The organism is Rhabdothermincola sediminis (assembly GCF_014805525.1).
GTDB lineage: Bacteria > Actinomycetota > Acidimicrobiia > Acidimicrobiales > Acidimicrobilacustridaceae > Rhabdothermincola > Rhabdothermincola sediminis.
The window spans coordinates 39,033-50,908 of the sequence record NZ_JACFSZ010000011.1 but is presented as its reverse complement, the minus strand read 5'-3'; the positions used below and the strand labels follow the sequence as shown (position 1 = coordinate 50,908).

The following is an 11,876-nucleotide window of genomic DNA, read 5'->3' as shown; positions in this document are numbered from 1 at the left end:
ATCAGTCGATGAGCGATCAGAACGACGGCCGCAACGGCATGCCGCTGCGGCCACCCTCCGGGCGGACCGCGAGGACCTGGTGGATCTCGATGTTGCCCCGCTCGAAGTTCACCGCCGAGGCGGCCATGTACAGCCGCCACACCCGGGCCCGCCCTGCCCCGACCAGCTCCACCGCCTCGTCCCAGTGGGCCTCGAGGTTGGCGACCCACCGCCGCAGCGTGAGCGGGTAGTGCTCGCGCAGGTTCTCGACGTGGCGCACCTCGAAGCCAGTCTCGTTGAGCATCGACACCACCACCCCGACCTCGTGCAGCTCACCGTCGGGGAAGACGTAGCGCTGCATGAAGTCGCTGTCGATGCGCGAGGTGAGCCGGGAGCCCGCGGCGGTGAGCACCCGCCGCCCCAGTGCCACCGCTCGCCCTCTCGTGGTGTCGGGCTGCGTGTAGCCCGGACGGCTGATGGCGTGGTTCAGCAGGCGGCCCTCTGGGCGGAGCAGGTCGTGCAGACGACGCATGTAGGCCTCCATGCGCGACCGACCGACGTGCTCGAACATGCCGATGGAGCTGATGGCGTCGAAGGGGCCGTCGGTGACGTCGCGGTAGTCCTGCAGCCGGATGTCGATCCGCTCCGCCAGCCCGGCCTCGGCCACCCGCTTGGTGGCCAACTCCTCCTGCTCCCGCGAGAGGGTGACCCCGACGCCGCTCACCCCGTAGCGGCCGGCGGCGTGCAGGAGCATCCCACCCCAGCCGCAGCCGACATCGAGCAAACGCTGCCCGGCCTGTAAACCCAGCTTGCGGCAGATGAGGTCGTACTTGTTGGTCTGGGCCACCTCCAGCGAGTCCTCGGGCGAGCCGAACACCGCACACGAGTAGGTGAGGGTGGGACCGAGCACCAGACGGTAGAACTCGTTGGAGACGTCATAGTGGTGGATGACCGCCCGCCGGTCGCGCGACTTCGAGTGCACCCGGCCCGACAGCCGGGCTTCCTCCGGTGGCGGGGGCAACGGCCGCAGGGCACCGGGCCCCAACGCCCGCACGATCGGGGGGAGCGCACGCAGGTCGACCCGCAGCTCGAGGTCGTCGAGCGACTCGAGCAGGGCGAACAGGTCGCCTTCGAGATCGACGTCGCCAGCCACGTACGCCCGGGCCAGACCGAGCTCACCGGGGCGGGTCAGCAGCCGGCTGAACGCCTCCGGCCGGTGGATCACCACCCTGGCCGGAGCGTCGGGCGGTCCGGCGCGGCTCCCGTCGTACACCTCCAGCTGCACCGGCAGTGCACCCCCGACCGCGCGCTCGACGAGTGAGGCCAGTCCCACGAGCCCTCCTCCCGGTGGTCGACCTGCGTCGGGTTCATCGTCCAACGACCTCACGGTCGAGACAAGGGGCAGTACCTGAAAGCTCGGTGCCTGTCAGGTCATCCCGTTCGCCTCCACCCACACGTGCTGAGCGGGTATCGGCACCCGGCAGAAGCGAGCGAAGCGCTCCTCGAAGGCGGACCGGACCTGCTGCTCGCGAGCGGCAAGGCGCGCCAGCACCCGCCCCAGCCCCTCCGGCATCGCCACCGGCGGCGGGCCGAGCTCTGCCAGCACCGCGCCGACCTGCTCGAGCCGGCGGATCTGGACCTGGCAGTCCTGGTAGGTGCCCAGCACGTCCTGGAGCGCCTTCAGCTCCTTCACCATCGGAGCGATCAGCTTCCGGCGGTACAGGCTGCCGAAGCACTCGAGGAGGTAGCGGAGTCGCTTGGCGTCTTTGCGCAGCTCGTGGAGCGCTTCGGGCGCCGACGCGGGGGTGACCCGGCGCCCGTCGCGCAGCAGCCTCCGATGCACCGAGCGGATCCGCTTCGCGGCCACGGACCGGGCCGGCTCCGTGGCTCTCGGCGTCTCGTGCGAGCCGACCTCCGGGGCATAGAGGAAGGCCCGCCACCACTCGACGAATCGTGCGTAGCGCTCGCTCTCGAGGTCCGCCACCAGCTCCTCGTAGGCGGCGGCGCGCTGGCGCTCGAGGATCCGCACCGCAGCGTCGACCTCGGCGAGCTCGCCTGCATCCAGCCCCTCCACGAGCGACGGCAGGGTGTCGTGTACCAACACGTCGAGATCCCGCGCCGCGCTGGTTGCGCTGCCCAGCCATCCGAGCTCCCGGCGGGCGTGGTCGATGACCTGGTGCGGCAGCACCCGCTTGCTCTCCCGGAGCACGGAACGGCTGCGACGGACCGCCACCCGGAAGTCGTGGAGGCACGCGGGATCCACCCCGGCGCGCACCCCGGACTCGTTGGCGACCATCGCGTCCAGCTCGGCGCGCAGCACGGCCGTCCAGGCATCGAGGGCCGTCGCATCGCGGTCGAGCACCACACGACCCGTCACCGCACCGCGCCCTACGAGTAGTGGGGCACGCGCTCGGCGATCAGCCATGCCAGGTCGTGGCGGTAGGGATGCTGGAGCACCACCCGGCGCGGGCTGTCGCGCCGGGTCTCGATCACCAATGCTTCCCGATCTCGGTACACGCACCAGAGCTGGCGGGCACCCTTGCGGCCCGGCACCGTGAACCAGCCAGTGATGAAGAAGCCGGGAAGGTACCCGCCACCCACCCGCCACCCGAGCTCGGCGCGCAGCTCGTCGACCGGCGCCACCCGGGCCGATTCGATCTCGTACATCGAGAGGTCGAGGTGGCCCTTCAGGGTGAGGATCCGCTCGGTTCCGGTGAAATCGACGGTCACGTGATCCTGGTAGACGAAGACCTCCACGGCCATAGGTGCTCCAGGCTAGAGACCGAAGCGGGCGGCGGCGACGGCGGGCGAGCGCTCAGCCCTGCAACACCACCAGCCGCTCCTCGGTCATCTCCCGCGCCGCGTAGGCCGGCCCTTCACGGGTGTTCCCCGAATCCCGCACCCCTCCGTAGGGCATCTGATCGGCTCGCCAAGTGGGCACCTCGTTCACCAGCACCCCGCCGAAGTCCAGGGTTCGCGCCGCGTGCAGGGCCTTCGCCAGCTCCCCGGTGAACACGCCGGCCTGCAACCCGTAGCGGGTGTCATTGGCCAGACGCAGCGCGTGGTCGAAGTCGTCGTAGGCCTGTACCCCGACCACCGGCCCGAACACCTCCGTTCGGCAGATCTCCATCTCCGGCCGGACCCCGAACAGCACGGTGGGTCGCAGCACCTGATCGGCGGTGAGCTCCCCACCGGTCCGCAGCTCCGCCCCCTGCGCCACCGCCTCGTCGATCCAGCCGTGCACCCGTTCGGTCTCGTCCGGGGTGATCAGCGCGCTCACGTCGGTGGCCTCGTCGGCCGGGTCGCCCACCACCAGGTCCGCGACCTGCGCGGTCAGCGCCTCGGTGAACGGCTCGGCGATCGAGTGGTGCACGAACACCCGCTGGACCGAGATGCAGGACTGCCCAGCGAACGAGTAGCCCGCCACCGCGATCTTCGACGCCGCGGCCCGCCAGTCACCGTCAGGCTCGATCACCACCGGTGAGTTGTTCCCCAACTCCAGGCTCACCTTCTTGCGAGGCGCCCGCTCACGGATCCGCCAGCCGACCGCCGGCGACCCGGTGAAGGTGATCATCGCCACGTCGGGATGGGTGACGAGGTGGTCCGCGACCGCACCGGGGCAGGTGACCACGTGCAACCACCCGGAGGGCAGGCCGCACTCGTCGAGCAGCAACCCCGCCAGCGCCAGCGCGGTGAGCGGGGTGGCCGACGCCGGCTTGAGCACCACCGGGCAACCGGCGGCGATGGCCGGGGCCACCTTGTGGGCCACCAGGTTGAGCGGGAAGTTGAACGGGGAGATCGCCCCCACCACCCCGATCGGCACCCGCAGCACGAACCCGACCTTGCCCACCCCGGCCGGGCTGGCCTCCAGCGGCACGGTCTCGCCGGTCAGGGTGCGGGCCACCGCGGCGGCGAACCGGAAGGTGTCCACGGCCCGGGCCGCCTCCACCCTGGCGGTCTTGATCGGCTTGGCGGACTCGGCGCAGATCAGCCGGGCGTAGTCCTCCTGTCGCGCCGCCAGCACGGTCGCGGCCCGGTCGAGGATCGCGGCGCGCTCGTGCGCGGGCAGCGGGCCGTCGAGGAGGCGACCGCGGGCTTCTTCCACCGCGGCGTCCAGGTGCCCCGCGGTGCCTGCGGGCACCATCCCCACCTCACGGCCGTCATACGGGGAGCGCACCAGCATCACCTCATCGGTGGTCACCGACCGGGAGCCGATACGCATGGGAGTGACGGCAAGGCTCATGGCCTCACTCTCGCGCCTCGTGAGCGCGAGCTGGGCATCATGGTGCGATGAGACCACCGCGACCACGAGCGCAGGGCACGGCGGGACCGATCAGCGCCGCACGCGCGCCCGGGACGTGACCCGATGACCTGCATCATCGGGGTCCCCCGGGAGATCAAGGCCGACGAGCACCGGGTGGCGATCACCCCCGACGGAGTACGGGAGCTCGAGCAGCACGGCGTCACCGTGCTCGTCGAGGCCGGCGCGGGCGTCGACTCCGGCTTCGCCGACGACAGCTACCGCCGGGCAGGCGCGGAGGTGGTGAGCGAAGCCTCCGAGGTGTGGGAGCGGGCGGAGATCGTGTGCAAGGTGAAAGAGCCCCAGGCCCGCGAGTTCCCGATGCTCCGACCGGGGATGTGCCTGTTCACCTACCTCCACCTCGCCGCCTACCCCCACGTGGCCGACGCGCTGCTCGAGCACGAGGTGGTTGGCATCGCCTACGAGACCGTGCAGACCTCCACCGGCGCGCTGCCCCTGCTGGCCCCGATGAGCGAGGTGGCCGGTCGGATGAGCGCGCAGGTGGGCGCCCACTTCCTCGAGCGCCACAACGGCGGCCGTGGTGTGCTGCTGGGCGGCGCCCCCGGGGTGCAGCCAGCCAAGGTGGTGGTGCTCGGTGCGGGCAACGTGGGGTGGAACGCGGCGTGGATCGCGGCGGGCATGGAGGCCGAGGTGCACCTGCTGGACCGCAACGTCGACCGGCTGCGGTTCGTCGACCAGGTCCAGATGGGGCGCATCACCACGCTGGCGTCGAACCGGGGGGTGATCGAGCGCACCGTGGTGGAGGCCGACCTGCTCATCGGGGCGGTGCTGGTGCCGGGCGGGCGCGCGCCGGTGCTGGTGGAGGAAGATCTGGTGCGGGCCATGAAGCCCGGGGCGGTCATCGTCGACATCGCCATCGACCAGGGCGGCTGCATCGCCACCTCACACGAGACCACCCATCACGATCCGGTGTTCGAGCGCCACGGTGTCCTGCACTACGCGGTGGGCAACATGCCCGGTGCGGTGCCGAACACCTCGACCTACGCGCTGACCAACGTGACCCTGCCGTACCTGTCGGACCTGGCGCGCCTCGGCGTCGCCGGCGCCCTCGCGCTCGACCGGTCGCTGGTCTCGGGGGTGAACACCGCCGGTGGGCACGTCGTCAACCCGGCGGTAGCCGAGGCGCTCGGCAAGCCGTACCTCCCACTGGAGGAGGCGCTGGCCGGTCTCAGGTCGTGACTTCCCGGGCGGCGCGCACCGATCGAGCCAACGCGTCGACGCACCGGTCGAGCTCGGCGTCGCTGATCACCAGCGGGGGGCAGAAGGCGATCGTGGCGGTACCGATCGGCCGGGCGAGCACACCGAGCTCGAGCATCCGGTCCCGCACCGCCGCCGCGTTCACGTCCGGGGGCAGCCCAGCACCCCAGATGCCGGCCTCGCCGCGCACCTCGGCCAGCAGACCCTGGTCGCGCAGGGCGGCGAGCGCGGGACCGAGCCGGCGGCCGATGGCCTTGGCCCGGGGCAGCAGGTCCTCGTCGCGCAGCACGGCGATGTTGGCGAGCGCCGCCGCGCACGCCAGCGGGTGGCCGCTGTAGGTGAACCCGTGACGGAGCACGAAGTCGGGGTCGCCCTCGAGCACCTCCCGTAGCTTCGCTCCGACGACGACCCCGCCGAGGGGTTGGTAGCCCGAGGTGACGCCCTTGGCGAAGACGATGAGGTCGGGGGTGACGCCGTAGTGCTGGGCCGCGAACCAGGCGCCCATCCGACCGAACCCGGTGATCACCTCGTCGAGGATCAGCAGCGCGCCGTGGCGGTCGCACAGGGCACGCAGCCCTTCCAGGTAGCCGGGACGGGGTGGGTGCACCCCTGCCGCACCCAGCACCGGCTCGGCGATCACCGCCGCCACCCGATCGCCGTGCTCGGCGAAACGCGCCTCGACTTCGGCCAGATCGTGGGGGTGGGCATGCTCGACGGCTGGGAGCAGGGGCCCGAACCCCTCCCGGTTCAGGGGCAGCCCTTGCAGAGAGGTACCGCCGTAGGTCACGCCGTGGTAGGCGTCGTGGCGGGCCAGCACGACGGTGCGCTCCGGCCGGCCCGCGAGCGCGAACGAGAGCCGCGCGAGCTTGAGCGCGGTGTCCACCGCCTCCGAGCCGGAGTCCGTGAGGAACACCCGAGCATCGGCGATGGGGCACAACTCGGCGATCCGGTCGCCGATCTCGTCGGCTCGGGGGTTGGTGAAGATGTCGAAGGTGTGGAACGCCTCGAGCTCGCGCAGCTGGCGCTCGATGGCTCTCGCGATCTCGACCCGGCCGTGCCCCACCTGGCAGTACCACAGGCTCGCCGTGGCATCGATGAAGCGCCGGCCCTCGCGGTCCACCACCCACACGCCGTCACCACTGACGATCGAGATGAACGAGTCCGCGGGCGCGGCGGGCTTGGCGAAGGGGTGCAGGAACGATGGGCGCATGGGGGGAAGTCTGCCCGCGACCCGCCGGGAAGACCGTGGCATGCTGGCTCGGTGAGCGACCTGTCGGAACCCTCGGCCGGATCACCCGACGCGCTGGCACGGGCCAGGGCGCGCCGCCACGCCCTCGCCGGCGCCGCTGACGGCCTCGAAGCCGCGCTGGCTCATCCGGCGGGTGACGCGCCCGCCTGGCGTGACGGGGTGGCGAGCGCGCTCGACGCGCTCGACGCGGCGCTCGCCGATCACATCGAGGAGGTCGAGGGCCCGGACGGTCTCTATGCCGAGATCCTCGAGCGCACGCCGCGGCTGGCACATCGCATCGACCTGCTCCGGCGCGAGCACGGCGAGCTGCGTGATCGACTGGCGGCGATCCAGCCACTGCTCGCCGATCCGGTCGACGCCCGCCACATCGAGCAGGCCCGCGAGGAGGCACTCGAGTTGCTGAAGCAGATCAGCCGGCATCGGCACCGTGGCGCGGACCTGGTGTTCGAGTCCTACGACGCGGACATCGGCGGCGAGGGCGACTGACCACGTCCCGGCTAGGGCGCGGGCCAGCGGTAGGCCTGCGGTCGGCGATTGACCAGGCTCGGCAGCAGCTTCCGCACCCGCGTCAGCTCGGCGGGCTCCACGTCCGCGATGGCCAGGCCCTCGCCCTCACCGGCGTCGGCGAGCACCCGGCCCCACGGGTCGACGACGAGGGAGTGCCCGTGGCGTGGCGTGCCGTCCGCGCTGGTGCCGCACTGGTCCGGCGCGAGGACGTACACCTGGTTCTCCACCGCCCGCGCCCGCACCAGCAGCTCCCAGTGGTCCCGGCCGGTGGCGGCGGTGAACGCGGACGGCAGGGCCAGCACGGACGCGCCGCGCAGGGTGAGGATCCGGTACAGCTCGGGGAACCGCAGGTCGTAGCAGATCGAGAGCCCGACCCCGATGCCGTCGACGGTGGCGTTCACCGGGGTGGTGCCCGCGGTGTACAGGTCGCTCTCGTGCCCGCCGGTGCCGGGCACCTCCACGTCGAAGAGGTGGATCTTCCGGTAGGTCGCCACCAGCTCCCCGGTGGGCCCGACGAGGCACGACGTGTTGTAGAGGTGATCGCCGTCGCGCTCGACGAAGCTGCCGGCCAGCAGCCACACGTCGTGAGTGGTGGCGAGCTGCCGCGCCCAGGCCACGGTGGGGCCGTCGAGGGGCTCGGCGCCCGCGGCCAGGTCCGCGCCTCGACCGAGGAAGCCGAACAGCTCGGGCAGCGCGACCAACCGGGCGCCCTCGCCGGCGGCTCGGGCGATCAGGCGCTCTGCAGTCTCGTGGTTGCGGTCGCGGTCAGGCGTCGAGTGGAGCTGGACGGCCGCGACCCGCATCGGGCTCAATCATCGGCCCAGATGCCTCGTCGCTGCCAGACCCACCGGGAGACCGGGTTGATGAGGCCCGTCTCCCGGCAGAGCCGGCGCACCTTGCGGAGCGCGTCCTGGGTCTGGCGGCGGTGTTCCGGGTTTTCGGTGTATGCCTCGCGGACCACCGCCTCCGGCACACCGAACTCGCGGATGAGGTCGTGGGGTGCCTGCATCATGAGCTTCGCCATCTCCCCGAGGATGGTCGGCGCGGCGATCGAGAGCCGGAACCGCCGCAGCGGTGAGAGTTGCGGCACCCGCATCTTGAGGTAATGGCGGGCGAACGAGAGGTGACGGGCCTCCTCGGTGACGTGGTGGCGCATGATGGTCTCGAACAGCGGGTGCAGCTCGGAGCGCTGGCGGAGGGTCTCCCGCTGGAGGTGGTCGATCGGGTCTTCGCCGCCGATCACGAACAGGAAGAACAGCTCCGGGAACCTCCGGCCCAGCCGCACGATCCGCTGCGACAGGAGCCGCTCGCGACGGCCGATGCCGGGCACGTCGAAGCCGGCGCGGTTGACGAACTCCTGGAACATGAGCCCGTGGTGCGCCTCCTCGATGACCTCGTGGTAGGCGTACCGGAAGGTGGGGTCGCTGTTGCGGAGACCGAACGCGAACTCCAGCAGGCCGCGCTTGAGGATGTTCTCGAACTCGAGGCCGATCTTCATGGCGGAGGCGTAGCGGTACAACCCGATCCGGCTGCGCACGCCCGGTGGTTGCGACTGGTACCACCCGGTCGCCCCGAGGGGGTCGGCGGCCCGGCTCAGCTCCCAGCGGGGGTCGTCGGGGTCGATCGCGTAGGCGGGGTCGTCCCAGGGGATGTCCGCGTACGCGTCGTAGTGCTTCACGACCGACTGGTGGCTGAGGCGTGCCACCAGTTGCTCGAAGCGGTCGCGGGTCGCGACCTCGGCCGGAGACAGGGAGAGCTCTTCGTCGAGGGTGGGGGTCGTGGTCATGGCTGCACCTCGCCGGTGGAGGGGGTGTGGATGGGGAACTCGGAGGCCAGGTACTTGAGGGCGGCGAGCACCTTCTCGGCGTTCGGGCCCGCACGGGTTCCGCCCGTCACCCGCTGCGTGGCCAACCCTTCGAGGACGGCGAACAGGAACGCGGGGGCCACGTCGTGGTAGATGGGCGTGGCCACCTGCCCGGGAGGGGGAGCGAACAGGTCGTGGAAGACGTCCCGGACCCGTTCGTCGAGCAGGTCCGCCACCCGGACGACGTGGGGCCGCAGATCGGGGTCGGTTCGGGCCGCGGTGGTCAGCTCATACCAGGCGTCGAAGGTCGGGCCCTGGAACATCGACCAGAGCAGGTCGATGGCGGCCTCGACGCGGCCCGGCCCGTCGGGCACGGTGGCGATCAAGGTACGGAACTCCTCCACCCGGCGTTCGAGCACGTGATCCACCGCGGCGGCGACCAGCTCGGCCTTGGTGGGGAAGTGGTGGAGCTGCGCGCCCCGCGACACACCGGCTCGCCGGGCGACCTCGGTGGTCGAGGTCCGGGCGTAGCCCAGTTCGGCCAGGCACTCCGCAGTGGCGTCGAGCAGCTTCGCTCGGGTGGTGGCCGATCGCTCAGCCTGGGTGGGCATGCTCGTCTTGTACGCCGACCCCAACAAACAGTCAAGACTGCATGTAAGTGGCGAGTGTCACCTGGTCACAGGATCGGACGGCTCACGGTGAGCACCGCCGTCGCCGTGGCCAGCTCCTCGCCTCCCTGGCCGTAGACGGTCAGCCGGTACTCGTAGGTGGTCGCGGTGTCCCCGCTGACGTCGCAGCGATCGCTTCCCGCCCGGTAGGCGAAGGGGCAGACGGGCAGCGAACCGGCGAGCGCGTCGGTGGCCGCCAGGCCCGGGGTGCGATCGGTCGCCGGACCGGCCAGCACCACCCGGCTGGCTGCCTCGCCCGACACCTCCCACACCAGGGTCGGGGTGGAACCGGGCTCGACGCCGGCCAGCGGCCAGCTCGTCCGGTCCACTTGCGACGGCACCAGCTCGAAGCGCACCACCAGCGAAGGGGGAGCGGTCCCCGGCGGCTCCTCGACGTGGGTCGGCTGCTCGATCCCCGGGTCCGCCGTGGTCGGATCGGGTGCCCCGCGCACGGTCGGGCCCACCGGCGCGACTGGTTCCGCCGCCAGCGACGAGGTGGGGTCTGCGGTGGTGGGGGCAGCCGCCATCTCCGTCGTTCGGACGACACCGTCGTGCGGGCGCTCGGCCAGCAGCACGACCGCGGCGATGAGCACCACCACCGCGGCGGCGGCCATGAGCGCCAGCCGCCCGGCCCGCCGGGACCTCCCCGGCAAGGCGCCCGGTCCCGACCCCGAGCCGAACGCGGAGCCTCCCATGGGCACCCCCGCCGCCTCCAGCGCCGCCGCGGCCTTGGCCTTGAGCGCCACCGGCGCGGCGACGAGGGGCAGAGAGGCGAACATGGCCGCCGGCTGCAGCCGCAGCTCCCGCCGCTCGGAGCACGCCGGGCAGGTGTCGGCATGCCGGTCGGCGAGCCGCACGGCCTCCGCGTCGAACCGCTCGACGCCCGCCGATCGCAGCACCGCCCGGAGCTGTTCGCAGGCCGGCTCGGAGCCGTTCCAGAGCACCCGGGCGCGCACCGCGGTGGCGAAGCGGGCGCGGATGCGGTGGCAGAGCTGGTTGGCCGCGTTTCGGTTCAGCCCGACCACCTCCCCGATCTCGGCCGGGGACAAGCCGTAGCGCAGTTGCAGGTCGAGCACTTCCGCATCACGCGCCCCGAGCGCTGCTGCGGCCTCGCGCACCAGCGCCACCAACTCAGCGTCCCCCGCCAGTCGGGCCGGGTCGTCGAGGCGGGCGAGGCGCTGCTCCGCGCCGAGGGTCGAGCGCTCGATCACCGCCATCCCCTCGCCATCCACGGGGGTGCTGCGCGACTCGCGGGCCTGGCGGTTGAGCGAGGCGTTCCGCGCGATGCGCAGCAACCAACCGCCGAAGGTGTCCGGGTCCACCAGCGTGCCGAGGTTCTTCCAGGCCGAGAGGAAGGTGTCCTGCGCCACGTCGGCCGCGGTCTCCCGATCGTGCACGATGCCCAGGGCCAAGGCGAAGACCCGGTCGAACCAGGCGTCGTACAGGCATCCGAACGCCTGCTGATCGCCGTCGAGGGTCGCTCGGACCCACTCGGCGTCCCGCGCTCGCTGCGCATTTGGATCCATAGGGTTGCATCCATTGTGTCAACCCGACCTGACCGGCGAGACGGTCCGCGCTTACGGCCACTGCGGAGCACTCCGAGCCGGCATGGACTGCCGCCACTATGCTTTCCCGGACTCAGGACGAGTGGAGGAGTGGGAGCAATGAAGATCAAGGTCGGGCTCGCAGCGCTCCTCATCGCGGCATCGCCGCTGGTCGCCGTGCCTCCAGCCAACGCGGGGGAGACGGCGCAGGTGACCGGTGAGGTCGAATGCACCACCCCGGGTCAGTACACGATCACGTGGACGATCGATCTCCCGATAGGGGCCGAAGGGGAGGTGACGTCCGCCGTGCTATCCGGCGCCGCCTCGGGCGACGTCTCCTTCACTCCGAACCCGTTCCCGTTCTTCACCGGCGCGCTCACCGGGACGTCGACCATCTCCGGCGACACGGTCGGGACCGTCACCCTTGATGTGACGATCGAGTTCATCACCAAGGGGACCTTCACCGTCGACGGTTCAGCGAGCGTCGAGCTCGACGGCTCGTGCGAGGCGCCCCCGACCACCACGCCGACCACCGCAGCGCCGGCCACCACCTCCTCGACGATCCAGGCCGCTGCCCTCACCCAGCCCCGCTTCACGGGCTGAGGCG

General features: G+C 71.7%; 12 protein-coding genes. 3 read left to right on the top strand and 9 right to left on the bottom strand.

Annotated elements, in window-relative coordinates; translation table 11 throughout:
* Positions 1 to 16 precede the first annotated feature (16 nt).
* The 4 genes from HZF19_RS10395 to HZF19_RS10380 form a co-directional block, all read right to left on the bottom strand.
* On the bottom strand, positions 17 to 1,312 hold the full coding sequence (locus HZF19_RS10395; protein WP_208028708.1) for a class I SAM-dependent methyltransferase: 1,296 nt from the start codon (positions 1,310 to 1,312) through the stop codon (positions 17 to 19).
* Positions 1,313 to 1,405: 93 nt separating this feature from the next.
* Positions 1,406 to 2,356 (bottom strand): CHAD domain-containing protein, encoded by a 951-nt coding sequence (locus HZF19_RS10390; RefSeq protein ID WP_208028707.1) that lies wholly within the window; start codon positions 2,354 to 2,356, stop codon positions 1,406 to 1,408.
* An 11-nt stretch (positions 2,357 to 2,367) separates the two neighbouring features.
* Entirely contained in the window at positions 2,368 to 2,742 is a 375-nt protein-coding gene (locus HZF19_RS10385) for a hypothetical protein (protein WP_208028706.1), read from the bottom strand.
* A gap of 52 nt (positions 2,743 to 2,794) precedes the next feature.
* A complete protein-coding gene (locus tag HZF19_RS10380) occupies positions 2,795 to 4,222 on the bottom strand; it encodes an aldehyde dehydrogenase family protein (protein ID WP_208028705.1) in 1,428 nt (475 codons plus the stop codon).
* A gap of 123 nt (positions 4,223 to 4,345) precedes the next feature.
* Between HZF19_RS10380 and ald the strand changes: the two genes are divergently transcribed.
* Positions 4,346 to 5,479 (top strand): alanine dehydrogenase, encoded by a 1,134-nt coding sequence (ald, locus tag HZF19_RS10375; protein WP_208028704.1) that lies wholly within the window; start codon positions 4,346 to 4,348, stop codon positions 5,477 to 5,479.
* Here the strand turns inward: ald and HZF19_RS10370 are convergent.
* Positions 5,469 to 6,707: an aminotransferase family protein gene (locus tag HZF19_RS10370; protein ID WP_208028703.1), complete on the bottom strand. Its 1,239-nt coding sequence runs from the start codon at positions 6,705 to 6,707 to the stop codon at positions 5,469 to 5,471. The genes ald and HZF19_RS10370 overlap by 11 nt on opposite strands.
* 51 nt (positions 6,708 to 6,758) lie before the next feature.
* Between HZF19_RS10370 and HZF19_RS10365 the strand changes: the two genes are divergently transcribed.
* Positions 6,759 to 7,232 (top strand): hypothetical protein, encoded by a 474-nt coding sequence (locus HZF19_RS10365; RefSeq protein ID WP_208028702.1) that lies wholly within the window; start codon positions 6,759 to 6,761, stop codon positions 7,230 to 7,232.
* A gap of 11 nt (positions 7,233 to 7,243) precedes the next feature.
* On the opposite strand, the gene HZF19_RS10360 is transcribed toward HZF19_RS10365, so the two are convergent.
* The 4 genes from HZF19_RS10360 to HZF19_RS10345 form a co-directional block, all read right to left on the bottom strand.
* A complete protein-coding gene (locus tag HZF19_RS10360) occupies positions 7,244 to 8,056 on the bottom strand; it encodes a carbon-nitrogen hydrolase family protein (protein WP_208028701.1) in 813 nt (270 codons plus the stop codon).
* A gap of 5 nt (positions 8,057 to 8,061) precedes the next feature.
* On the bottom strand, positions 8,062 to 9,039 hold the full coding sequence (locus HZF19_RS10355) for an AurF N-oxygenase family protein (protein WP_208028700.1): 978 nt from the start codon (positions 9,037 to 9,039) through the stop codon (positions 8,062 to 8,064).
* Positions 9,036 to 9,668: a TetR/AcrR family transcriptional regulator gene (locus HZF19_RS10350; RefSeq protein WP_208028699.1), complete on the bottom strand. Its 633-nt coding sequence runs from the start codon at positions 9,666 to 9,668 to the stop codon at positions 9,036 to 9,038. Before HZF19_RS10350 ends, HZF19_RS10355 begins: the two co-directional genes overlap by 4 nt.
* 65 nt (positions 9,669 to 9,733) lie before the next feature.
* Positions 9,734 to 11,251, bottom strand: coding sequence for a sigma-70 family RNA polymerase sigma factor (locus HZF19_RS10345; RefSeq protein ID WP_208028698.1), 1,518 nt, complete (start codon positions 11,249 to 11,251; stop codon positions 9,734 to 9,736).
* 138 nt (positions 11,252 to 11,389) lie between these two features.
* On the opposite strand from HZF19_RS10345, the gene HZF19_RS10340 reads away from it, so the two are divergent.
* Entirely contained in the window at positions 11,390 to 11,872 is a 483-nt protein-coding gene (locus HZF19_RS10340) for a hypothetical protein (protein ID WP_208028697.1), read from the top strand.
* Positions 11,873 to 11,876 lie beyond the last annotated feature (4 nt).